Here is a 23,091-nt window from a genome sequence, read left to right on the forward strand (position 1 = left end):
ATGTGACGGCGCGCGAGCCTAGTCGCGCACCGGCACGGGTGCAAGGCCCTGTCCGGCGGCAAACGGGCATTCCCACCGCTCAGGCGCCAGTGACCCACCGCTCCCGCGCGACCGCACGGGCGCCCGCCCGCCAGGCTCGGCCGTCAAGCTCAGCCTGCAAGCGTGCCACCGTCACAGCGCACGTCCTGCACGCTCACGTCCGCCTCGCCCAGGCTCACCCCCAGCGTCAGCAGCAGCGTTTCCAGCACCGCATCCACCGGCGCCGCCACCTCGCTCAGGATCGTGCCGATGAGCCGGCTGACCGGCCTGATCGACAGACCGAGCATGAGCACCCGGACCTCCAGGTCGATGTCCTCCAGAAGCGACCCGGCGAGCCCGCCGACGAGGCCGGACGAGGCCACGCGCTGCACCGTGCGCCGCTCGATCTGGCGGCGCGAGAAGTGCACGGTCTCCGCTTGCGCACTGCCGAGGCGCACATGCGCGCGCGCCGAGGCGCTGATCAGCGGCGCGCGCACGATCCGCGCCGCGGTCACCTGAAGCGGCCGGGAGAAATCGTCCATCCGCCCGTGCGCGACCTCGCCGATCCAGGCCTCCGCCACGCCGGGGCGCACCTCCAGCGAGACCCGCGACGCGCGGCCGGCCCGGCAGCGGATCTCGGCCAGCCCGGCGCGCGCGTAGGCGAGATCGAGGGCGAGCGGAAAGCGCACCGCGATGCCCCCGAGCAGGCCGCGCCCGCCGACCTCGGCCACCAGCCTGAGCCGCGTCTGCGCCGTGGAGACCGTGGACGCGGGCGCGCCAACCCGAATGAAGGGAGAGCCCTGCATCGGCTCGCCGACCGCAAGGTCGAGGTCGAGCGACAAGAGCCCCGGAACCTCCGCGCCGAGATCGACCGAGATCTGCCGCGCGCCGTTGGCGAGAATGCCGGCGATGGACACCAGTTGCATCGCGCTCGCCCGGATATCGAGCCCGGGCGCCCGGTCGCCGAGGGCCAGCCCGCCATAGGGCCCGGCATCGAACAGCGCCGACAGCGGCACCTCGAGCCCGCGCGCCGCCGACCGCGACAGGCGCTGCAGCGCGACCCCGGCGGCCGGCGCGCCGGAGTTTCCCGCAACCGACGCCGCCGCCGCGAGAAAGTCGGCCAGCGACACCTCGGCGGCGGCAACCTCGTCATAGGTGCCAAGGCGCAGATCGGCCTGCACGTTCACCGCCTGCAGGAGATCGACGATATCGAGATCGACGTCGGCAAGCCCGCGATAGTCCATCACCGACAGCGAGACATTGGTACCGAGCAATCCGCCGAGCAGGGCGTTGGCGACGCCCCCGCGCAGGGCGAGAAGCCGCGATCCGACCTGAAAGCTCGCAAGCTCCGCCGTCGCCGCCAGCGCGGAGACCCCGATCCGCGGCCCCTGCACGTCGAAGACCCGCGCGAAGAACACGCGCCCGGGCCGGCTGACCTCGACCCGCAGCGCGTTGAACGGCCGTTCGCCGGGGGTGAAGCGGGCGTCATGCGGCACTCTGGCGTCGGCCACGTAGCGGCCGCGCACCACGCGTGCCTCCGCCGCGACGCCATTGGCGTCGAGCACCTCCGCGACCACGCGTTCGGCATTGGCCAGATCCGCGACGCCGGCCATGGCGGCCACATCCGACACGCCTTGCAGGTCGCGACGCTCGACGTAGAGAGACGCCAGGTCGATCGCGAGCGCGGCAATCGCGGCCAGCAGCGCGAAGCCGGCCGCCGCCGCGATGCTCACCGAGCCCGCCCGGTTCCCCGCCAGGCCGGCCGCAAGGGTCGATGCCCCCGGTCGGGTTCGACGGCCCGCACGACGCAAACGTCCAGAATTCCGGTCCATCTCCGCCTCCTCAATATCCGCCCTTCACGACCACGATCCGGCGCTCGATGGTGCGGGCCGGCAACGGCAGGAGAGGCTCCATCTGCCAGATCGGCAGATCGGCCGCGTCGTAGCGCAGCACGATGCGGAATTGCCGTGCGCTCCCGGGGACGGATCCGGTCTCCACCTCGATGCCGGCCGGCTGGATGAAGGCATAGCCGCTGGCGGCGGAGCGCACGTGATCGCGCACGATGGCGGCGCGCTCGTGATCGGTGAGCCCTGCAACGGAGGCCCGCGCCGCATCGGCGGCGAGCTGCGCGAGACTGTGCGCCGCGGCGAAATAGAGGCCGTAGGCGAGGATTCCCAGCATCATCAGAAGGAAGACCGGAAACACGATCGCGAATTCGACGGCTGCCACGCCGTCGCGCGCGGAAATCCACTGCAAGACGGGTCTGCGCATGACGCACCTCTACGCACCTGTGAGGGTCGAAGCGGGCATCGCGGCCAGGTGGCGTGCAATGCCACACGAAATCAACTTCTGATGCTCATATCGGGTGCGTAAAGAGCGCGTAAATCAAATCGACAAATATAAATCGAAGAATTTACCGATAAAAAGCCAGATTCAAAATAGAAAAGTTCGACACTGTCAATTGAGCGGAAATGGATATTGGCACTCGTCACAGATGACAATTTGATGACGAATAAGTGCAAATACCTACCCCGGCATCCCGGACCCCGGAAGGCGCGCGGCGGTCGCGACTTTCGCTCTGTCCGGGCCAGTCGGCCGACGATTTCGGGCGGAATCGGCCCGACGGAACGCGACTGCAGGCACTTGCAGGCAAGGCGTGGCGCGTGCCGGGAGGACCGTTGGCCGCGGGCGCGCTCCGCCGCCCGCATCGACCGACCGGTCGACGGCGTTTCTCGGCTCGGCACTTGCGACGGGTCTCTCTTTGACGGCTGAGCCGTCGGCCGGCCCGGGGGCCGGTCGCATGCAGGCTCAGTGTTTGCTTTCGATCAGCAGATATTGCGTGCGCCCGCCGTCGAGCAGGCTGGCGCGCAGCCGCTTGCTTCGGGTCACCCCGTCGAAGCCGCTGACCGTCGCCTGGGTCGGGGTCGTGCTGCCCTTGCGGGCATGATCGACCAGCGTGACCAGCGTGCGCGGGTGCAGCATGGTTTCGGTGATCGGCGCGGCTTCCATCATCTGCTCGGTGATGGCGAAGGTCTTGCGCGCGGCATTGTTGGAGGCGACCAGCATGCGCGAGCGCAGATCGACCACGAGCAGCGGCGCATGCACCATGTTGAAGATCTGCTGGAAGTCGATCGCGCATTCATTGATGCGTTCGGCCGAAAACACCACGCCGCCAAGTCCCGCCGACACCCGGAAGGGGATCATGTCGTACTTCAGCGTCATGGAATCGCCGCTGGCGAGGAAAAACCGCTTGTTGCCCTCCACCGGCGCGCGGCGGGCGAGCGTGGTCAGCACCACCGAGGTCAGCGTCTTGCCGACGCGGTTGGGGATATGGGCGATGTTGCGGCCGATGCACAACGACGCGTCGGGGATCTGGAACAGGTCGAACAGCGCCTGGTTGGCGTAGCGCAGGTAGCCGAAGCTGTCGACGACGAGCACCGCCCGCTCGCTGCCTTCCACCAGATGCCGGATGAGCGGGGCGACGCCGCGAACGGCCGTGCCGGTGCCCTCTTCCTCGAGGTCGCTGCCGGCCACCGCGACGACGAAGGTCCGTCCGCCCTCGGCCTGATAGCGCGTGGCGATCAACGACAGCCCGTTGCCGAGATCGTCGCCGCCGAGTTCGACCGGCCCGGCGCTGCCATGCTTCACCGTGTGCTGGATCAGGTTGAGGATCTGCTTCTGGTCGTTTTGCGCCAGATTTCTCAGCGCGCTCGACAGGCTGGCCTCGTTGAGGCCCGCGATCTGCTCGAAATCGAGCGCCTGAGGCTCCATCCACACCAGCCGCTTCGCCTGGATGTCGACCATGAAGAAGTCGAGACCGGCGAGCGACAGGGACGGCTCCCCCCCGGCGGCGCGGACCGGCGGACGCGCGGTGGCCTGATCGTGATCGTTTTCGGCAGGCAAACGCTCAACACTGTCCATGGCGCTCGTTTTCATCGTCTGTTCGTCGGGACGTCCGTTCGACGGGACCGCTTCCGCCGCGGCGGACCGGGCCGCTGCGGGAGTCGCCGATCAGGCTCCCACAAAGCTCCTGCCAATCGGTAAAGGCGAAGCGCGAAATTGCAGACAGGAGGCCGGCCGCGCCGCCCGCCCCTGCCACGAATTGGCCGCGAAATGACACGCGGAGCGCCAGATTGGCGGCCCGGCACGGCCCATTTCCCCGGCAAGGATGCCAAGGTCAGCGGATCGCCGGGTACGACATGCCCGGCGGTCTCCACGGTCCCGACCCCGACGTCCCGGAGTCTGTCATGCGTATCCGCGTCTCTTCTCTTCGCTCCTCGCGCCGGCGCGCGCCGGTCGTCCGCCAGGCGCTTCTCGTCATGCTGGGCGGCACGGTGCCCGCCCTGCTCATCGCCTCCAGCGCCCGCGCGGCGAGCGCGACACCGGCCGACGGCCTCGCCATCGGCGTTCTCGCCGCCGTCTTCGCGGCCATGCTCGCGCTGCTGACCCTGCTCGCGCGCCGGATCGCCCGCGGGCTCATCGCCGCGCCGCAGCGCTCCGCTCCGCCGCGCCGCCCGACGCGCCGCCCGACGCGCATCGCGGATGCGAAGCGAAGCGGACACAGGCCGGGAGACGCACGATGAGCCGTCCGATCGTCGACCGCACGCCGCCGCTGCGCGCCGGCCGCGCCCCCGCAGACGCGACCAACGGCGCGCCGCTGATCGCGGCGATCGCCCTTGGCCTGGTCTTCGCCGCATCGCTGTCGCTTTTCGGCGGCCCCTTGACCGACGGCGTCCGGCAGATCGGCCTCGACGCGATGGTCATCCAGTCGCGCTGACCCTTTCCCCGCCTCACCGGCACCGCTTTGCAGGCGCGCACCCGCGCGCCTCTTGGCACTGGCCAAGACCGCATCCGGTGCGTAAGTTCGTCGCGATTCCGCCCGGCGCCGTCCGGCTCGCGTCCCCGCCCTCACCGGGTTGCGCTGGATCAAGGCGCCGCGCCGCGGTCCGTTGGACTGTCGGTTACCCCGTCGGAAAGACCGTCGGGAGAGCCCGTGGGAAAGACTGTCGAGCGGACTGCCGGAGGGTGGGCGGTCGGCGAAATACGCTCCGCCGATCCCGGCGACGAGCGCAGCAAGTGGAGTGCGTGACCATGGCGGTCGATCTGTCCCTGTCTCCGGATACGATCCGGATGCTGATCCAGAAGGCCCGCGCGGCCTCGGCATCGCTCGAGGATTCCTTCGAGGACGGCGGCGAGCACGACATCGAATTCGACGCCGAGACGCTGGAGGACAGCCACGCCCACGACGGCCTGGCCGAGGAAGAAGCCGACGACATGACCGGCGAGGAAGTGCGGGAACTGATCGACGATCTGAACGTCGACGAAGCCGCCGAGGTCGTCGCCATGGTGTGGATCGGGCGCGGCGATTTCGACGCGGGCGACTTCGAGCAGGCGGTAGAGGAGGCGCGCGAACGCGCCGTCGGCTCGACCTCGAAATATCTGCTGGAAATGCCGCTCTTCGCCGATCACCTGGAAGCCGGCCTCGACGCGCTCGAGCTTTAGGCGCTCGTTTTCCACAGAGTGAAAAATCGCGCTGCAGTTAGTGCTGAACAACACGCACCCGCAGCGCGATTGGCTCTTTACACATCGTTAACCATAACGCGTATCCTCTGGACCTGGGATCACGCAGCGTGGAGACAACGATGGCGGTATCGGATCACGTGCAGGACGATGCTTTCGCGGCGCGCAAACCCTCTCCCTGGCCGGTGGCCCTGCGGGTGGTCGTGGCCGTGCTCGCCATCACGATGATCGCCTTCTTCGCCTTTCCCGACGGCTGACCGGGGTGGGTTCCCCTCCCCCAGGACCGTCGTCCTCACACGATCCGGACACGCAAGGCGACGGGCCGTCGCCCGCGCAGCCGTCGCCCGCCGGACCGACACTCCCGGCACGTTCCTTCGCGCATGGCGGGCCGGCCGGCCCCCGTCGCCTCGATGTCTTCGACGTCGGACGCGGGATCGCGCTGGCGGCCATGGCCGTCTATCATTTCTCCTGGGATCTGAGCTGGTTCGCCCTGGTCGACTGGCCGGTCGATCGCGGATTCGGCTGGCGCCTGTTCGCCGCGGCCATCGCGACGAGTTTCCTGGCGCTGGTCGGCGTCTCGCTGGTGCTGGCGCATGAGGCCGGGATCCGCTGGCGCCCGGCGCTTCGGCGAATCGCCCGCGTCGCGCTTGCCGCCGGCGCGATCAGCCTCGTCACCTGGCTGGCGCTCGGCGATCAGTTCGTGCGCTTCGGCATCCTGCACGCGATCGCGCTCGGCTCCCTCATCGCCCTGCCCTTCGTCGCTGCGCCGCCGGCGGTGACGGCGCTCGCGGGGCTCATTGTCCTCGCCCTGCCGCTCGGCCTGCGGGTCTCCTTTCCCGGCGACGCCTGGTTCGGCTGGACCGGTCTGGTGGCCACCCCGCCGCTCTCGGTCGACTTCGTCCCCGTCTTCCCCTGGCTCGGCGTCATCCTGCTGGCGGTCGCCGCGACCCGGGTCTTTCGCGATGGTCCTGCCTGGCGCTCCCTTGCCGCCTGGCGCGCCCGCGGCCGGATCGCCGGTCTTGCCGCCCTGGCCGGGCGCCATTCGCTGCTCGTCTATCTGCTGCACCAGCCGATCCTGTTCGGCAGCGTCTGGGCGGTCGTGGCACTCGGGCTTGCCCCGGACCGCACGGAGCAGACCTTCGTCGAGACCTGCGCCATGTCCTGCAGCGTGGCGGCCGAGCCCGGCATCTGCGAAAGAGCCTGCCAATGCACGCTCGACGCGCTCAAGGCCGACGGCACCTGGACCCGGTTGCTGGACGCCCCCGACGATCCCGCGCTCAATGCACGCCTGTCCGACGCCTATGGCCTCTGCCGAACAGAGATCGGACCGGCGCGGGAGTGAGGCGAGACTGCCTCTTCACGGACATGTGACCGGCGTCACAGACCCGGCCCGACCGACGGGCGAAAGTGCTGATCCGCACCGCAGCTCGCGCCCTCGCCTGTTGCCCTCCCTCTCCTGCCCCCGGCAAACCGGAGCACACGAATTGATCGGCGGCCCCGATTGCGCGCATGATCGCGCGACTGCCGCCCTTTCGAAAACCGCGCGGACCGCTCGACACGGACCGCGCCCTCACGCCAGACGGGATTTCGCACCTATGACCCCAGCCTGGGCCATCGGCCTGATGACCGGCACCGTTCTCGACGGCAACATCGACGTCGCCGCGATCCGCACCGACGGCGAAACCGTGTCCGAATTCGGCGTGTGGCGTCTCGAACCCTATCCGGGCGATCTGAAGCCGCTCTTGCAGGAGACGGTGGCCGCCGCGCGGGCCTGGGGCTTTTCGGGCGCCGAGCCCGCCCTCTTCGCCCGCGCCGAGGCCCGGGTAACGCAAGCGCAAAGCGACGCGGTCGCCACCGTGCTGCGCGACGCCGGCCTGCGCCCGACCGACATCGCCGTGATCGGCTTTCACGGCCAGACGGTGCTCCATCGCCCGCCGACAGCGGACGGACCGGGCCGCACGCGCCAGCTCGGCAACGGCGCGGAGATGGCGGCCCGCCTCGGCATTCCGGTGGTCGACGACTTCCGCAGCGCCGACATGCGCGCCGGCGGTCAGGGCGCGCCCTTGTCGGCGATCTATCATGCCGCGTTGCTGGAGCGCATCGGCGCCGGCGACGACACGGCGGTGGTGAACCTCGGCGGCGTCGCCAATCTGACCTGGGTGGATTCAGCCGGCACGCCGCATGCCTTCGACACCGGCCCCGCCAATGCCCCGGTCAACGACTGGATCGCCGCGCACGGACTGGGGGACATGGACCGCGACGGCACCTGCGCGCGCGCCGGCACCGTCGACGAGGCCCGCCTGGCGCAGGCGCTGACCCATCCCTTCTTCGCCGCCGCCTATCCCAAGTCGCTCGACCGCAACGACTTCACCTCCGATCTCGCCCGGGGACTGACGGTCGCCGACGGTGCGGCGACGCTGACGGCCTTTTCCGCCGCGGCCGTCGGCGCCGGTCTCGACCGGCTGCCGAAACGCCCGTCGCGGCTGATCGTGGCCGGCGGCGGACGGCGCAACCCGCAGATGCTCGCCGAGCTTGCCGCGCGCACGGGCGCCGAGATCCGAACCGCGGAGGACGTGGGCTGGCGCGGCGACGCCATCGAGGCGGAGTGCTTCGCCTTTCTCGCCATGCGGACCTTGCGCGGACTGCCGATCAGCTTCCCGCTGACGACGGGCGTCTCCGCCCCGCTGACCGGCGGCGTCGCGCATGCGGCCCCGCCGGCCGCCTGACGGGCCTCGCCCTTGAGCGCGCCCTTTCTCCGCCCTCACTCCGGCATCGGTCCAGCTCCATCTCCACGGTCCCCATGAGCCTGCGTCCTCCCTCCTCCCTCACCGCTTCCGCCGACGACCCGCTCGCCGCCGCCCTGCGCCAGGAGACCGCCGGCGAGATGGCCGCCGCACTCGGCCGCGCCGGTGCCCGGCTGGAAACCGCGCTGCACCGGCTGGACGGCGCGCATCGGCGTCTCGACGCAGCGCGACGGACCGCCGTGGACGTTGCGGAGACCGAACGGCGCTGGCAGACGCGCCATGCCGAGGCCTGCGAGGCACTCTGGGCGCTGCTCGTGCAGCGCGAGCTGTGCGGATTGCGTCGGCACGAGGGGATGCTGCGCGAGTATGGCGTTCCGCCCTCCGTGCGCCTCTATGCCGGTCCGGCGGCGACGGCGACACCGGTCCCGCCACCGGCCACGACACACCCGGACGCTGCCGACGAGACGGCGGCCTTCGGGCCGGCGACGTCGCCGATGCCAGACGAAGGAGGCGCCCGATGAGGGCCCTCGACATCTGGCGGTTTCGCCCCCTGCACGGCCGGGGAAACGGGCCCGCGCCGCGCACCCGGGACCCCGCCCCGCGCCCCGACGACGGCAGACATGCATCGGGGACGTCTTCCCCGGGCGCCCGAGCCGGTATATTCAAGACACAATCACGAACAGCCGCGATCGGCCCCATCATGACACCTAGCCTTGCCAAGATCGGCGCGACGCGCCTGACCGCCGCCCTCGGGATCGCGGCGCTGATGCTCGCCGCCCCGGTCCAGGCGCCGGCGACGGTGGGGGTCGGCGCGCATGCGCTGCAGGCCGCGACGCTCGTGCCGGAAGGCAATCGCAACGCGCGGCAGCCGAAGATCCCTTTCGCCTCGGCGCGGCGCACGGCCGCCAGCAACAGCGCCTATGACGCCAAGTTCGACCGCATCGTCGCCGTGCTGCGCCGCGACACGCGGCTGATGCGCAACATCAAGCGCGTGGCCGACAGCTACGGCATCGATCCGATCCACATGATCGGCGCGATCGTCGGCGAGCACACCTACAATTACGACAGTCTCGACAGCGCCCAGTCCTATTACGTCAAGGCGCTCGCCTATGCCGGCATCCGCATCGAATTCGCCTTCGGCGACGAGCATGTGGAGGACTTCGTCCAGCGCCCCGAGTTCGAGCGCTGCAATGCCGGAAAGCGCGACAGCAACGCCCGCTGGAGCTGTTACCAGCGCTACTGGAACAGCCGGTTCCGCAACCGGCAGGTCGACGGCGTCCGCTATCCGGACAAGACCTTCAACGAGACCTTCTTCCAGCCGCTGTTCGCCGGCCAGAGCTTCGGCCTCGGCCAATTGTCCCCGCTCACCGTGCTCAAGATGAGCGACCGGGTCGCCCGGGTAAGCGGCTTCCGGAAGCTGACCGCGCGCGACGCGCAGGAGGTCTACCGCTCCACGATGGACCCGGCCCGCTCGCTGCATTACATGGCGGCCGTACTGCGCGACGCCATCGACGCCTACCGGCAGGTCGGCGGCGTCGACATCTCCAAGAACCCGGGAATCACCGCGACGCTCTACAATCTCGGCGATCCTTGGACCCGGGCGGCCCAGTACAAGCGGCGGCGCGCGTCCGGCCAGGCGCGCTGGCCGGAGGAAAACTACTACGGCTGGCTGGTCAACGACCGGATCGAGACGCTGCGCGGCCTGCTGTAACCCCCGCGCCGCCGGGTGCCTGAAGGGAGGAGAGCCCGGACCGGGCTCCGCTCACTCCATCCAGCAGACTTCCTTCATGACCTTGACCAGCTCCCCGGTCTTGGGATCGCGCACCGGGGTCGGCATCTCGTTGCACACCTTGACCCGTTGCTGGAACGGCGAGCGGCCGCCCTTGATGGTCGGCCCGCCGCGCGCCTCGTCGCGCTTCAGCCGGTCCAGCAGGATCATTCGGTCCATGTAGTCCTGCCCCGCCTGAGCCGGCCCGACCGGCGCGGCGAGCGAGAGGGAAAAGGCCGCCACGGCGGCGAGCAAGACGGTGTGTCGCATCTCTGGCTACTCCATTGGCGCAGCGGCCCGGTGTCCGGCGCGCCGCCTTCTGACCGCTCAAGATAGGCGCGACATGCCGCCGGCCAAGACCCGGAACCTGCGCGGATCAGCGCAGATAGGGGTTGGTCTTGCGCTCCTGCCCCAGCGTCGAGGCCGGCCCGTGTCCGGGCAGGAAGGTGACGTCGTCGCCGAGCGGCAGCAGCTTGTCGCGGATCGAGGCGATCAGTGTCTCGTGATTGCCGCCGGGCAGATCGGTGCGCCCGACCGATCCGGCGAAGACCACGTCGCCCGACACCAGGAAGCGAAGCTCCGCATCGAAGAACACCACATGGCCCGGCGCGTGACCGGGACAATGCAGGACCTGGAAGCTGCGCCCGGCGATTTCCACCGTGTCGCCCTCGTCGAGCCAGGTGTCCGGGTCCACCCGGCGCACGCCCGCGACGCCGAACTGGCGCGCCTGTTCCTCCACCCGGTCGATCAGCTCGCGATCCGCCTCGTGCGGCCCCACGATCGGCACGCCAAGGCGTTCGGCGAGATCGGCCGCCCCGCCGATATGATCGATATGCCCATGCGTCAGCACGATCTTGTCGACCTCGACCCCGTGCTCGCGCAGCGTCTTCTCGATCCGCTCGATATCGCCGCCGGGATCGATCACCGCGCCGCGCTTCGTCTCCCGGTCGAAGATGACCGAGCAGTTTTGCTGAAAGCCGGTCACCGGCACGACGATCACCTGGATCGGCGGCTCCTGGCCCTGCGCGGCGTCTGTCTGATCGCTCATCGTGTTCCCTTCCTGCTTGCGCGGCACGCGCGACAGGTAACCCGCGTGCGCGCGCCTTGACAAGCATGTCCGGGGCGGGGTCGGCACCCGCCCCTGTCAAAACGAACAGGCGAGCGATGGAGCGAGCCGACCGCCCGTCGGCCGATGCACGACAACGGGGGGCGACCCTAGGGTTTTCCTTGCTCCCGCGCGGCCTCCGCACATATGATGCAACTGCGGTCGGCATGGGGTGCACCGGGATCGCGGTCGGGCGCGAACCGGCCGAGGCCCCTGCGTCAGGCAGACCCGAAACGGGCCGGAGGACGTCCGCCGCAAGGGGAAGCATCCTGCCCGACATGCAAGCAGGCGTTGCGGAGAACGAGGCGAGGCAGGTCCGACGCGCACGCAGACAACGATCCCGGCCCGGCAGGACAGCGGGCCAGTAAAGGTGACTTCAAGATGAATGACTGGCGTTCGAACAACCGTCGGCAAGGCAAGCGGCGCGGTGGTTCGAAGGAATTCGGAGGGGAGCCGGACGATTTCGGCGGCTCCGATTACGGCAAGCGCAACAAGCCCGCGCGCGGCGGGCGCCGCGAGGCCTTCGGCGAGGCCGGCTGGGAAGCTCCGGCCGGCCCCGGTGAACCGTTCGAGGGCGGCGGCGCGCCCTTTGCCGGAGACCGGTTCGGTGGAGGTGATCGGTTCGGCGGCGGCGACCGCTTCGGCGGCGGCGACCGGCCCCCGCGCGACGATCGGCGCGAGGGCGGACCGCCCCGGCGCGGGTTCGGCGACCGGACCCCGCAGGATCGCGGTCCCGACGAGCGCCGCAGCGGCGGATATGGCCAGCGCGACGGCGGTGGCTTTCGCGGCGGCCCCCGTGACGGCGGCGGGTTTCGCGGCGGACAGGGCCCGCGCGAGGGCGGCGGCTTCCGGGGCGAGGGGCAAGGCCCGCGCGACGGGGGCGGCGGCGGCTTCCGTGGTCCGCGGCGCGAGCGACCGCCGGTCGAGCGCGGCCCGCGGCAATCCGGCACCGTGAAGTTCTTCAAGTCCGACAAGGGCTTCGGCTTCATCATGCCGGATTCGGGCGAGCCCGACGTCTTCGTGCATATCTCGGCTGTCGAACGCTCGGGCCTCACCACGCTGGACAGCGGCCAGCGGGTCTCCTTCGAGACCGAGCCCGACCGGCATGGCAAGGGACCGAAGGCGGTCGAGCTTCAGATCGAGGACGCCGGCGACGCACCGCAGCCGGAGTAACGCGTCCCGCGCGCTCGAGCATCGGCCGTTCATGCATCGGCCCAGATGCACCGACGCGGGATGAACAGGCCCGGGATGCACCGGCAGAACGCATCGGGAGGGTCGCCCCCCAGGCGGCTCTCCCCGCGAGGCTCTCCCCGAGAGGCTCTCCCCGCGAGGCTCTCAAGGGTTCCGATCCGAATGGCCCGGCTCCCATTGGCCCGGCCCCCATTGGCCCCACAAGGCCAGCCTCTCAACGCCGGCTCCGAGGACCGACAGAGGTCTCCAGGGACCGACAGAGACCGATGACACAAGCTCTTTCCGCCGCGGACGGCCCCGTCCGCGGCGGTTGTCTTTGCCACCCGCTTCCCCACCGTCTGCCCAGCCAACTCGCCGGCGCGGGGCGGCCCACCTGAGGGCGCCGCGCTGATCGTATAAGTGGGGCCGCCAGCGGGCGCCACGCCCCTTGCCTTTGGGGCCGCGACTTCGCATAGATCCGCCCATGACAGATGACACCGACGTTTCCTCGCCCGCGAAGTGCCGCGCACCCGCCGCCACACAGCAGACAGGGCGCATCCGCGCCTTCGCCCCCGGCGACCGCGACACCGTTCTGGCGGTCAATCAGGCCAATCTTCCCGCCGTCGGCAGCCTGACCGGCGCCGCGCTCGATGCGCTCGTTGCGCAGGCCCGCGCGACGCTCGTCGCCGAGGTCGACGGCCGCCCGGCGGGTCTGCTGATCTGCCTCGACCATACGGCGCGCTACGACAGCCCGAATTTCGCCTGGCTGAAGGAGCGCCTTGGCCGCTTTACCTATGTCGACCGCATCGCGCTGGCGCCCGACGCCTGCGGGCTCGGGATCGGTCAGCGGCTCTATGAAACGCTGATCGCGCGGCTCGCGGAGGATCCCGCGACCGCCGGCCTGCCGCTCGCCTGCGAGGTCAACACCCGCCCGGCCAATCCCGGGTCCCTGCGCTTTCACCGCAGGCTCGGCTTCGTCGAGATCGGCACCCTGGACCACGGCGACAAGGCGGTGGTGTTCCTGTCGCGCACGGCAGACCCCGCATCCGGCGAGGCCTCCCTGTGAACTATCGTCACGCCTTCCACGCCGGCAACATCGGCGATGTGCTCAAGCATGCGGTGCTGGCACGCATTCTCACCTATCTGAAGGCCAAGCCGGCCGCCTTCCGGGTGATCGACACCCATGCGGGCATCGGCCGCTACGATCTTCTGGAAGGCGAGGCCCGGCGCACCGGGGAATGGCAGGCCGGCATCGCCCGGGTGCTGGAGACGCCCCGGCCGGCGGCCATCGCCGAGCTGCTCGCGCCCTGGCTCGACGTGGTCGCGGCGCTGAATGCCGAGGCCGGAGAGACGGCGGCGTCCGACGCGCCTTTACGCTTCTATCCCGGGTCTCCGCTGCTGACGCGCCGGCTGCTGCGCAAGCAGGACCGGCTGACCGCCACGGAGCTTCACCCGTCCGATCACGCGACGCTGGCCACGCTCTTCGCCGGCGACCGCCAGGTCAAGGCCATCGCGCTGGACGGCTGGCTGGCGCTCGGCAGTTTCGTGCCACCGAAGGAGCGCCGGGGGCTGGTGCTGATCGACCCGCCCTTCGAGGCGACCGACGAGTTCGACACGCTCGCCGCCCGCCTCGTCAAGGCGTGGCGGCGCTGGCCGACCGGCGTCTATGCGGTCTGGTATCCGATCAAGGACCGCAAGCAGGTCAACCGCTTCTATCAGCGCCTGCGCGAGGGCGGCCTTGCGAAGGTGATGGCGGTGGAGCATTTCGCGGGCAGCGCGCATCCCGACAGGCCGATGATGGGCAGCGGTCTGGTGATCGTCAATCCGCCCTATGTGCTGCGCGACGAGCTTCAGATCCTGCTGCCCTGGCTGACCGACACGCTGGCGCAGGGGCCCGGCGCCGACTGGCGACTGATCGACCTCGCCGGCGAATAGAGCGACGACCGGAGCGGCGACCGCAATCCTCCCGGGCCGTGCCGCCGGGCGGCTTGACCGCGCGGGCGCGCTGGCGCATCGTCCAATCGTCGTCACGACCTCGGTGGGCCGGCCCCGCGTGGGAGACCCGTCGCACGTCGAAGAGCCGACGCCGAAAGCCGACGCCGAAAACCAGGGAGACGTTCATGTTCGCTTTCCTCCGCCGCGCCAGGGCGACCCGGATGGCCGGCCCGGTGCTGGCGCTCATGGCGCTCCCGGTCATCGCCGTCCTCGCGCCCGCCGGCAGCACTGCCGTGGCGCAGGAACGGCCCTATTTCTCATGGGGCGGCGAGCCGCGCGTGCCGGACTGCGCTGCGCCGGGCGTGCAGCGCGCCGTCGCCGGCCAGATCGCCCGCGCGGATGCCGATTACATCGGCGACCTGCGGATCCGGGCGCTGACGCGCGTCGTCGAGACGGCCTACACCGTCAACCGGCCGAGCCCCTACGCCCGCCGCTTCTGCGAGGCGCGCGCGCAGATGAGCGACGGGCGCACCCGCCACGTCTATTACGCCATCATGGAACACAGCGGCTTCGTCGGCGTGAGCTGGAACCTGCGTGCCTGCGTCGCCGGTCTCGACCCCTGGCGCGTCTACGACGGGCGCTGCCGCACGGTCCGTCCCTGAGATGCCGCGCCCGCGCCGCGCCGCCGTCGCGACAGCCTTGCTCCTGCTGGCGCTCCTTGTGGGGCTTCCGGGCACGGCCCCGGACAAGGCCATGGCCGAGCGCGCGGGCGATTTCGACTACTACGTCCTCGCCCTGTCCTGGTCGCCCTCCTATTGCGCGCGCGCCGGGCGTGACGCCGACCCCATGCAATGCCAGGCCGCCAAACCCTACCGCTTCATCGTGCATGGGCTGTGGCCGCAATACGAGCGCGGCTATCCGGACTTCTGCGAGGGCGCGGGGCCGCGCAACGCTCCCTATGACGCGGTCGAGAGCATCCTCGACATCATGCCGAGCCGGGGGCTCGCGCGCCATCAGTGGCGCAAGCACGGAAGCTGCTCGGGACTTGCGCCGGACGACTATTTCGCGCTCACCCGCCGGGCTTTCGACAAGGTGAAGATCCCGGCGGCCTTTCGCACCACGGAGCGCGGCGCACGCATCGCCCCGGACGCGGTGGAAACCGCCTTCCGCCTCGCCAACCCGGGGCTGCGCGACACGGCGATGGCCGTGACGTGCCGCGACGGGCGGCTCGCCGAGGTGCGCATCTGCTTCACCCGGGACCTCGCGTTCCGCTCCTGCCGCGCCGTCGACAGGCGCGCCTGCCGGCAAGGCCAGATCCATGTTCCAGCCCCAGCCCGCTAGGCGCGCCCGACGGCGCGCGCCGCTGCAGGCCGCCGCACTCGCGCTCGCGCTCGTGGCAGCGTCCCTGCCCGCGCGCGCCGATACGACCTTCGGCGCCTTCGCGCTCATCTGCAATGAGGCGGCAACCGGGGCCGGGAGCGGGCGATGCGCCCTCACCGTCGACGGCGCGGACGCGGTGACCGGGGAGGCCGCCGGCCGGCTCGAACTCGCGCCGACGGTCGGGGCGGAGCCCGCCTGGACGCTCGCCTTCCACGCCGGGGCCGCGCGGCCCGACGATGCGCGCGCCATGCAATGGGAGGTCGACGGCCGTCTGGTGCATGTGCTGCGCCCCGGCGAATGGGGTCTGTTCGGCGATGAACGCCGCTTCTTCGTCACCGATGGCGCCGCCGGTGCGGAGATCCTCGGTGCGCTGAAGCGCGGAATGCGACTTCGCATCTCCTATCTCGATGCGCTGGGCGGCGCGCATGACGCGCTCTTTCCCCTCGACGGGCTCGCGGCCGGTCTGGCGGCACTGCGCGAGCGCGCCGGAGACGCCGCGCTGCCCGAGCGCGTCGCAGCCCCGCAGGGCCTGCCGCCGGTGCGCCCGCCGTCGCGCGCCGAGGCCGTGACGGCCCTCGGCATTCCCTACGCCGTGCTCGATCGCCATGCCCGCTCCAGCGCCTGCGAGGACCCGGCGAGTGCCAGGCTGGCCGATGCGGAGGTTCTGATCGCGGTGCTGTCCCCGGTCGCGACGCTCTATGCGATTCCCTGCACCGCCGGCGGCGGGCGGGTGACCCATCGTCTCTATCTGCGCGATTCCGGGGAAATCGGCGGCGTCGAGACGCTGCAGTTCGCCCTGCACGATCCGCGCTTCGGCTGGGTCGGGACCGACCTGTTGAGCGCGCCGTCCTTCGAGGCCGAAAGCGGCCGGCTGAGCGCGTCCTATGTGGGGCGCTCCGACCGGGTCTGCGGCTATCGGGCAAGCTGGCAGTGGCGCAACTACGCCTTCGCGCTGGAGAGCTTCGAAGGCCCGGCCGATTGCGACGACGCGGAACGGCCCGAGCGGTGGCGGACGATCCACCCCTGACAGCCCATCGGCGTCCTCCTAGTCCCGCAGCATCGCGGCGACGCGCTGGCGCGCGAAATGTGGCGACTGGCGCAGGGGCTCGGTGATCAGCCGCGCGCCGGGGCGGAGATCCGCGACCGTCTGATTGACGGCGGCGTGATAGCGCGACAGCGGGGCGTCGATGATCTCGGGCCGCAGCGGCGCCAGCGACGGGGCCGCGAGCGCATAGACCACGGCCGACAGCACCGCCGCCTTGGTCGCGGCACGGACCGGAGAGGTCAATGTGAGCTGCATGGCCTGTCCTCGTCGCCTTTCAAAACGCCGGGCTTTCCGCCGACACAGGGGACGCTAGGAGGACCGTCTTACCGGGATCTTACCGCAACGCGGACAATTTCCCTCAACAACGCCCTGTAACTTATGCGGATTTTAAAGCGCTGGAGGAACAAGCGAATTTTCTGTTAACCATGGCGTGAAGCCTCGTGAAAACCGACAGGGGCGGACCGGCGGGCGGCCGGCTTGCATCGCCGCGGCAAACGCGCAAACTGCACCGGACTCACCGCCCCGCGCACCGCGCATCCCCCTCGCCCCTCATCCGGAGACACCCCCGATGCCCGTTCTTCGCTCCTCCCCGCCCTCTCCCTTCGGCCGCAAGATCAAGATCGCGGCCCATGTGCTCGGCCTGATGGAGCGCATCACGGTGGAACCCACCGACACCAAGGATCCCGCCGACACGATCCGCAGCCAGAATCCGCTCGGCAAGATCCCGGCGCTCGTGCTCGACGACGGCACGGTGCTCTATGACAGCCGCGTGATCGCGGAGTATCTCGACTGGCTTGCCGGGGGCGGCCAGATCCTGCCCGAGGGCGAGGCGCGGTTTCCCGTGCTGCGCCTGCAGGCGCTCGCCGACGGCATCATGGATGCCGGCATCCTGCAGATCTACGAGGCCCGCTTCCGGCCCGAGGAGCGCCGGCACGCGGAGTGGGTTGCCTATCAGGCGGACAAGGTCGCGCGGGCCCTGGCGACCCTGGAAGCGGATCCGCCGGCGCGCGTCGCCCCGCATTCCGTTCCCGACCTTGGCCAGATCGCGCTGGCCTGCGCCCTCGGCTACCTCGACTTGCGCTTCGCCGGTGCGTGGCGCGCCGATCACCCGAAGCTGGTCGCCTGGCTCGACGCCTTCGAGGCGGCCGTGCCTGCCTTCGACAAGACGCGGCCGGTCGGCTGATATCGGCCGGCCTGCGCGGCGTCGCCGATACGAAAAAGGCGGGGTCCGGTTTCCCGGCCCCCGCCTGTCGTCGTCGGTTAGTCGCGCGGTCGGGTCAGAACTTGTAGCTCAGACCGAAGCGCACCTGATTGTTCGTCAGATCCGTCTTGTAGGACTGCGCGCCGAGCGTGAAGGTCTCGGAGCCATAGTCCTGATACTGGTATTCCACGCGCGCGGTGACGTTTTCGGTCACCAGCGCTTCCATGCCCGCGCCGGCCGTCCAGCCGACCCGCGTCGCGCTGTCGGACACGCCATTGGCGGACACGCCGAGATCGCCGATCGCCAGACCGCCGGTGCCGAACACCATGAAGCGGTCGAAGACCCAGCCGGCGCGGCCCCGGATCGTGCTGTTCCAGTCGCTCGACGTGCGATAGCTCACGCCCGCGACCGTGCGCGTCTCGTCGATGTCGGAGAAGGTGAAGTCCGCCTCCGCACCAAGCAGGAAGTTCGGCGTCAGCATGTGGTTGTAACCGGCATGCACGCCGCCGCTGACGCCATTGTCGCGATTGGTGAAACGCCCCGTCACGCCGTTGCGGGTCTCGGAATCGGACCAGGTCCACCCGGCGTGACCGCCGAAGTAGAAGCCCGACCAGTCGAACCGCTCGGCCGGAACGGGATCGGCGTAGGGCATGGGCTCGCTCGGCTGCGGAAGATCGGCCGCAAGCGCCGGGCCGGCGCCGAGCGCGGCGGCGATGGTCAAGGCGGCGACAGCTGAACGCGTCATGTGCACACTCCAAACAGATTTTTCGGTTGTCGCGGCCGGACCGACCGGACCGCGCCCCCCAACACCTCTCCATATGGGAAGCGAATGTGGCAGGCGCTGTCAGGAAATGCGGCCTTCCAGCGGCAGCCGGTGATTTTTTGATGACAGGGTAAGCGAAGCGTTTACCGCCCTCGCCGCGTCGCGCCCTGCCCCCGCCGCCCTTTGCGCTCATGGCCCGTCCGGCGATTGGGGTTTTCATGGGCGGGCGAATGCATATATACGGGCGGTGCTTCCCGCCGGCCGGCGTTCGCGCGCGATCGAACGCGCTCACGGGCGCGCCGAAGCGTCGTTGCCGTTGCCGCCACCTCGATCCAGAACAGGGCCGGACCCACCGCTCCATGCCGATCGCCACTCCATGCTAATCGACTACGTCAGCCTCATCGGCGGGCTTGTGGTGCTGATCGTCGCCGGCGACGTGCTGGTGCGCGGCGCGGTCAGCATCGCCGAGAAGCTCGGCATCCCGACCCTGGTGATCGGCCTGACCATCGTCGCCTTCGGCACCAGCGCGCCGGAACTGGTGATCTCGCTCGGCGCCGCGCTGGACGGCCTGCCGGGCATCGCCATCGGCAATGTGGTCGGCTCCAACATCGCCAACGTGCTTCTGGTGCTCGGCATGCCGGCGCTGATCGCGGCCACCTCCTGCAAGGAAAAGGGCGCGACCCGCAACTCCATCTTCATGGTGGTGATCACCCTCGTCTTCATCGGCATGTGCTTCCACAGCCCGATCTCGCGGCTGGACGGCGCGGTCCTTCTGCTGCTGCTGATGGTGTTCTTCTGGGAATCGGTGCGCGCCACCCGCACCCACCGCGCCGAAAACGGCAAGGGCACCGCGACCGCCGCCGGCGATGCGGACGACGACGACGGCGCGCCCTTCGAGGAGGTCGACGGCGTGCCGGAAAGTCCGGCGCTCGCCATCCTGTTCATCTTGCTGGGGCTGATCGGCCTGCCGCTCGGCGCGCATTTCACCATCGAGGGCGCCTCGGCGCTGGCGCGCACCTGGGGCGTGTCGGATGCGGTGATCGGCCTGACGGTCGTCGCGCTGGGCACCTCGCTGCCGGAACTCGTCACCTCGCTGATGGCCGCCATTCGCGGTCATACGGCCGTCGCGCTCGGCAATGTGATCGGATCGAACGTCTTCAACCTGCTCGCCATCATCGGCATCACCGCCGTTGTCGTGCCGATCGCCATCCCGGCGGAGGTGCTGAAGATCGATCTCTGGGTGATGCTGGCGAGCGCGCTGCTGGTGCTGGCCTTCGCGGCTCTTCACGTCACGATCCGCCGCCCCTCCGGTTTCGTCATGACCGCGCTCTACGGGCTCTACATCTTCGTGGTGTTCCAGGTCGGCCAGGTCGGCTGATCGGCTGATCGGACCGGCGGCGGGCAACGTATTCGGGTCACCGCCCCGGTCTGCGGGCGATCCGGTGAGGTCGCCTCCGTCTCCCGCCGACCTCGCCCCGCCCTCATCCAGAAGAGCCGCCATGTCAGCCCCCTCAGCCTCCGCCGTGGTCCCCCCGTCGTCGTCCCGTCCCGTCGCGCTCGTCACCGGCGCGGGAAAACGCATCGGCCGCGCCATCGCGGAAGGACTTGCCGCCGACGGCTTCGCCGTGGCGCTTCACGTCAACACCGCGCGCGCGGAAGCCGAGGCGCTGGCACGCGAGATCGAGGCCCAAGGCGGCACGGCCGCCGTGGTCGCCGGCGACCTGACCGACCCGGACCGCCCCGCCCGCCTGATGGCGGAGGCGGCGGACGCGCTCGGCCCCGTCCGGCTGCTGGTCAATTCCGCCTCCATCTTCGAGAAGGACGAGATCGGCACGCTGACGCCGGCGCTCTTCGACGCGCATTACGCGATCCATACGCGGGCGCCCGCCTTCCTGGCCCAGGAGATGGCGGCCCGCCTGCCCGACGGCGACACCGGGCTGATCGTCAACGTCATCGATCAACGGGTGTGGAAGCTGACGCCGCAGTTCTTCTCCTACACGCTGTCCAAGGCCGCGCTGTGGACCGCGACGCGGACGATGGCGCAGGCACTCGCCCCGCGCATCCGCGTCAACGCCATCGGCCCCGGCCCGACGCTCGCCAACACCCGCCAGCAGCCCGAGGACTTCGAGAAGCAGGCCGCGCGGGTGCCGCTCGGGCGCGGACCCGGACTGGCGGAATTTCCCCGCACCGTGCGATTTCTGTGGGACACGCCCTCGATCACGGGCCAGATGATCGCGCTCGACGGCGGCCAGCATCTTGCATGGGAGACGCCGGACGTCGTAGGCATCGCGGAATGACCGCCAGACAGCCGACCGACCGCCCGGAGCAGGCCAGCGACGAGCCGCCCGCGCACAGCCCCGACCCTGCCTTCGAGACGGCGCCGACGCCGCTCGGACCGGAGGCGCGCGGCGTCGACGTGATCGCCCATTTCGTGCGCCGGCTGCCGCTCGGACCCGGCGTCTACCGCATGCTCGACGGCGACGGCGAGGTTCTCTACGTCGGCAAGGCACGCTCGCTGAAGAAGCGGGTGACGAGCTACACCCGCCTGCAGGGCCAGTCGAACCGCATCCTGCGCATGATCCTGGCGACCGCCTCGATGGAATTCGTGACGACGCGCACGGAAACCGAGGCGCTGCTGCTCGAGGCGAACCTGATCAAGCGCCTGCGCCCGCGCTTCAACGTGCTGCTGCGCGACGACAAGTCGTTTCCCTACATTCTGGTCACCGGCGATCACGAGGCGCCGGCGCTGGTCAAGCATCGCGGCGCGCGCCGGCGCAAGGGCAGCTACTTCGGCCCCTTTGCCTCGGCCGGCGCCGTGAACCGCACGATCAACGCCCTGCAGAAGGCGTTTCTTGTGCGCAATTGCACCGACAGCTATTACGCCAACCGCTCCCGCCCCTGCCTGCTCTACCAGATCAAGCGCTGCGCCGGCCCCTGCACCGGCGAGATCTCGCCGGAGGATTACGCCGGCCTCGTCGCGGAGGCGAAGGCCTTCCTGTCCGGGCGCAGCCAGATGGTGAAGAAGGAACTGGCCCAACAGATGGAACAGGCGTCCGAGGCGCTCGACTTCGAGCGCGCCGCCGTCTATCGCGACCGGCTCGCGGCTCTGTCGCACGTCCAGTCGCATCAGGGCATCAATCCGCAGACGGTGGAGGAGGCCGACGTCTTCGCCGTCCATCAGGAGGGCGGGCAGACCTGCATCCAGGTGTTCTTCTTCAGAACCGGCCAGAACTGGGGCAATTACGCGCAGTTTCCGCGCGCCGACAAGTCGCTCGGCGAGGCGGAGGTGCTGGAGAGCTTCCTCGCCCAGTTCTACGACGACAAGCCGGCGCCCCGGCTGCTGCTGCTGTCGCATGACATCGCCGAGCGCGAGCTGCTCGCCGCCGCCCTCAGCGAACGCGCCGGCCACAAGGTCGAGGTGGCGATCCCCCGGCGCGGCGAGAAGCGCGAGCTGGTCGAGCACGCGGCGACCAACGCCCGCGAGGCGCTGGGGCGCCGCCTTGCGGAGACCAGCAGCCAGGCGCGCCTGCTCAAGGGCGTGGCCGAGGTCTTCGATCTCCCCGCCGCGCCGCGGCGGATCGAGGTCTATGACAACTCCCACATCATGGGGACGAATGCCGTCGGCGGCATGATCGTCGCCGGTCTCGAGGGCTTCGCCAAGGCGCACTACCGCAAGTTCAACATCAAGTCGGAGGATCTGGTCCCCGGCGACGACTACGGCATGATGCGCGAGGTGCTGACCCGGCGGTTCTCGCGGCTCCTGAAGGAACATGGCGACGCCCGCCCGACGTTCGCCGCCGCGACGCCGGCGCCGGGAGACCCGGACACGGCGGCGCCCGACGATGCGGCGGCCGAAGGCGCCGCGAGCGAGGCCCGCGATCCGACCGTGCTGCCCCCCTGGCCCGATCTCGTGCTGATCGACGGCGGCCAGGGCCAGCTGACGGCCGCGCGCGAGACGCTGGCCGCGCTGGGGCTGGACGACGTGCCGCTCGTCGGCATCGCCAAGGGGCCCGACCGCGACGCGGGCCGCGAAAAATTCTTCATGCCCGGCAGGGCGTCCTTCATGCTGCCCGAACGCGATCCGGTGCTCTATTTCGTGCAGCGGCTGCGCGACGAGGCGCACCGCTTCGCCATCGGCTCCCACCGCGCGCGCCGCAAGAAGGACATCACCAGGAGCCCGCTGGACGAAATCGCCGGCATCGGACCGAGCCGCAAGCGCGCGCTGCTGCGCCATTTCGGCACCGCCAAGGCGGTGTCCAAGGCCGGCATGGACGACCTGATGGCCGTGGAGGGCATCTCCGAGGCGGTCGCCCGCACGATCTACGACCACTTCCACGAATGAGCCGGCCGCCGGCCCAGGGTCCGGCGCAATAGCTGTGCAAAACGGCGGTGACGGCCCAACGGCGCGGGCGAATCCGGCAAGACTGACGCGGTTTCGTCCA

At 70.2% G+C, this 23,091-nt stretch carries 25 protein-coding genes; 18 read left to right on the forward strand and 7 right to left on the reverse strand.

Going from position 1 to position 23,091, the window contains the following annotated elements:
• Positions 1-149: 149 nt before the first annotated feature.
• The 3 genes from ABL312_RS12790 to ABL312_RS12800 form a co-directional block, all read right to left on the reverse strand.
• Entirely contained in the window at positions 150-1,751 is a 1,602-nt protein-coding gene (locus ABL312_RS12790) for a TadG family pilus assembly protein (protein ID WP_349357774.1), read from the reverse strand.
• A 109-nt stretch (positions 1,752-1,860) separates the two neighbouring features.
• Complete coding sequence (locus ABL312_RS12795) at positions 1,861-2,289, reverse strand: TadE/TadG family type IV pilus assembly protein (RefSeq protein ID WP_349357775.1); 429 nt, start codon at positions 2,287-2,289, stop codon at positions 1,861-1,863.
• A gap of 537 nt (positions 2,290-2,826) precedes the next feature.
• Entirely contained in the window at positions 2,827-3,954 is a 1,128-nt protein-coding gene (locus ABL312_RS12800) for a hypothetical protein (protein ID WP_349357776.1), read from the reverse strand.
• Between the two features lie 311 nt (positions 3,955-4,265).
• On the opposite strand from ABL312_RS12800, the gene ABL312_RS12805 reads away from it, so the two are divergent.
• From ABL312_RS12805 to ABL312_RS12840, 8 genes are all read left to right on the forward strand, one after another.
• Entirely contained in the window at positions 4,266-4,601 is a 336-nt protein-coding gene (locus ABL312_RS12805) for a hypothetical protein (RefSeq protein ID WP_349357777.1), read from the forward strand.
• Complete coding sequence (locus tag ABL312_RS12810; protein WP_349357779.1) at positions 4,598-4,795, forward strand: hypothetical protein; 198 nt, start codon at positions 4,598-4,600, stop codon at positions 4,793-4,795. The genes ABL312_RS12805 and ABL312_RS12810 overlap by 4 nt, the downstream gene beginning before the upstream one ends.
• A 314-nt stretch (positions 4,796-5,109) precedes the next feature.
• On the forward strand, positions 5,110-5,520 hold the full coding sequence (locus ABL312_RS12815; RefSeq protein WP_349357780.1) for a DUF3775 domain-containing protein: 411 nt from the start codon (positions 5,110-5,112) through the stop codon (positions 5,518-5,520).
• 140 nt (positions 5,521-5,660) lie between these two features.
• A complete protein-coding gene (locus ABL312_RS12820) occupies positions 5,661-5,795 on the forward strand; it encodes a hypothetical protein (protein ID WP_349357781.1) in 135 nt (44 codons plus the stop codon).
• Between the two features lie 191 nt (positions 5,796-5,986).
• On the forward strand, positions 5,987-6,880 hold the full coding sequence (locus tag ABL312_RS12825; RefSeq protein ID WP_349357782.1) for a heparan-alpha-glucosaminide N-acetyltransferase: 894 nt from the start codon (positions 5,987-5,989) through the stop codon (positions 6,878-6,880).
• A 253-nt stretch (positions 6,881-7,133) separates the two neighbouring features.
• On the forward strand, positions 7,134-8,264 hold the full coding sequence (locus ABL312_RS12830) for an anhydro-N-acetylmuramic acid kinase (RefSeq protein WP_349357783.1): 1,131 nt from the start codon (positions 7,134-7,136) through the stop codon (positions 8,262-8,264).
• A gap of 74 nt (positions 8,265-8,338) precedes the next feature.
• Positions 8,339-8,803 (forward strand): DUF6665 family protein, encoded by a 465-nt coding sequence (locus ABL312_RS12835; protein ID WP_349357784.1) that lies wholly within the window; start codon positions 8,339-8,341, stop codon positions 8,801-8,803.
• A 179-nt stretch (positions 8,804-8,982) separates the two neighbouring features.
• Complete coding sequence (locus tag ABL312_RS12840; RefSeq protein WP_374730125.1) at positions 8,983-9,993, forward strand: DUF1402 family protein; 1,011 nt, start codon at positions 8,983-8,985, stop codon at positions 9,991-9,993.
• A gap of 51 nt (positions 9,994-10,044) precedes the next feature.
• Here the strand turns inward: ABL312_RS12840 and ABL312_RS12845 are convergent, their stop codons facing one another.
• Complete coding sequence (locus tag ABL312_RS12845) at positions 10,045-10,320, reverse strand: hypothetical protein (RefSeq protein WP_349357785.1); 276 nt, start codon at positions 10,318-10,320, stop codon at positions 10,045-10,047.
• 106 nt (positions 10,321-10,426) lie between these two features.
• The gene (locus ABL312_RS12850; protein ID WP_349357786.1) at positions 10,427-11,098 is read right to left on the reverse strand and encodes an MBL fold metallo-hydrolase; all 672 of its coding nucleotides are present in this window, start codon (positions 11,096-11,098) and stop codon (positions 10,427-10,429) included.
• Between the two features lie 438 nt (positions 11,099-11,536).
• Here ABL312_RS12850 and ABL312_RS12855 point away from each other — a divergent pair, with 438 nt between their 5' ends.
• The 6 genes from ABL312_RS12855 to ABL312_RS12880 all read left to right on the forward strand — a co-directional run bounded on the left by ABL312_RS12855 (position 11,537) and on the right by ABL312_RS12880 (position 16,667).
• On the forward strand, positions 11,537-12,328 hold the full coding sequence (locus tag ABL312_RS12855; RefSeq protein ID WP_349357787.1) for a cold-shock protein: 792 nt from the start codon (positions 11,537-11,539) through the stop codon (positions 12,326-12,328).
• A gap of 481 nt (positions 12,329-12,809) precedes the next feature.
• A complete protein-coding gene (locus ABL312_RS12860) occupies positions 12,810-13,391 on the forward strand; it encodes a GNAT family N-acetyltransferase (RefSeq protein WP_349357788.1) in 582 nt (193 codons plus the stop codon).
• Positions 13,388-14,260 carry a 23S rRNA (adenine(2030)-N(6))-methyltransferase RlmJ gene (locus tag ABL312_RS12865; protein ID WP_349357789.1) on the forward strand — a complete coding sequence of 291 codons (873 nt, stop codon included), beginning with the start codon at positions 13,388-13,390 and terminating at the stop codon, positions 14,258-14,260. The genes ABL312_RS12860 and ABL312_RS12865 overlap by 4 nt, the downstream gene beginning before the upstream one ends.
• Positions 14,261-14,445: 185 nt before the next feature.
• Complete coding sequence (locus tag ABL312_RS12870) at positions 14,446-14,922, forward strand: cytoplasmic protein (protein WP_349357790.1); 477 nt, start codon at positions 14,446-14,448, stop codon at positions 14,920-14,922.
• A 91-nt stretch (positions 14,923-15,013) separates the two neighbouring features.
• Positions 15,014-15,601: a ribonuclease T2 gene (locus ABL312_RS12875; RefSeq protein WP_349357791.1), complete on the forward strand. Its 588-nt coding sequence runs from the start codon at positions 15,014-15,016 to the stop codon at positions 15,599-15,601.
• A complete protein-coding gene (locus tag ABL312_RS12880; protein WP_349357792.1) occupies positions 15,579-16,667 on the forward strand; it encodes a hypothetical protein in 1,089 nt (362 codons plus the stop codon). Before ABL312_RS12875 ends, ABL312_RS12880 begins: the two co-directional genes overlap by 23 nt.
• An 18-nt stretch (positions 16,668-16,685) precedes the next feature.
• Here ABL312_RS12880 and ABL312_RS12885 read toward each other — a convergent pair whose 3' ends face one another.
• Positions 16,686-16,940, reverse strand: a complete 255-nt coding sequence (locus ABL312_RS12885; protein ID WP_349357793.1) for a hypothetical protein — start codon at positions 16,938-16,940, stop codon at positions 16,686-16,688.
• Between the two features lie 313 nt (positions 16,941-17,253).
• Between ABL312_RS12885 and ABL312_RS12890 the strand changes: the two genes are divergently transcribed.
• Positions 17,254-17,868 carry a glutathione S-transferase family protein gene (locus ABL312_RS12890; protein ID WP_349357794.1) on the forward strand — a complete coding sequence of 205 codons (615 nt, stop codon included), beginning with the start codon at positions 17,254-17,256 and terminating at the stop codon, positions 17,866-17,868.
• 94 nt (positions 17,869-17,962) lie between these two features.
• Here the strand turns inward: ABL312_RS12890 and ABL312_RS12895 are convergent, their stop codons facing one another.
• Positions 17,963-18,631: an outer membrane protein gene (locus ABL312_RS12895; RefSeq protein WP_349357795.1), complete on the reverse strand. Its 669-nt coding sequence runs from the start codon at positions 18,629-18,631 to the stop codon at positions 17,963-17,965.
• Positions 18,632-19,025: 394 nt separating this feature from the next.
• On the opposite strand from ABL312_RS12895, the gene ABL312_RS12900 reads away from it, so the two are divergent.
• From ABL312_RS12900 to uvrC, 3 genes are all read left to right on the forward strand, one after another.
• Positions 19,026-20,027, forward strand: a complete 1,002-nt coding sequence (locus ABL312_RS12900) for a calcium/sodium antiporter (RefSeq protein ID WP_349357796.1) — start codon at positions 19,026-19,028, stop codon at positions 20,025-20,027.
• A gap of 121 nt (positions 20,028-20,148) precedes the next feature.
• A complete protein-coding gene (locus ABL312_RS12905; protein WP_349357797.1) occupies positions 20,149-20,946 on the forward strand; it encodes an SDR family oxidoreductase in 798 nt (265 codons plus the stop codon).
• Positions 20,943-22,991: an excinuclease ABC subunit UvrC gene (uvrC, locus tag ABL312_RS12910; protein ID WP_349357798.1), complete on the forward strand. Its 2,049-nt coding sequence runs from the start codon at positions 20,943-20,945 to the stop codon at positions 22,989-22,991. The genes ABL312_RS12905 and uvrC overlap by 4 nt, the downstream gene beginning before the upstream one ends.
• The last annotated feature ends 100 nt before the right edge of the window (positions 22,992-23,091 follow it).

It is taken from the genome of Stappia sp. (assembly GCF_040110915.1).
In the GTDB taxonomy this organism is placed as follows: Bacteria; Pseudomonadota; Alphaproteobacteria; order Rhizobiales; family Stappiaceae; genus Stappia.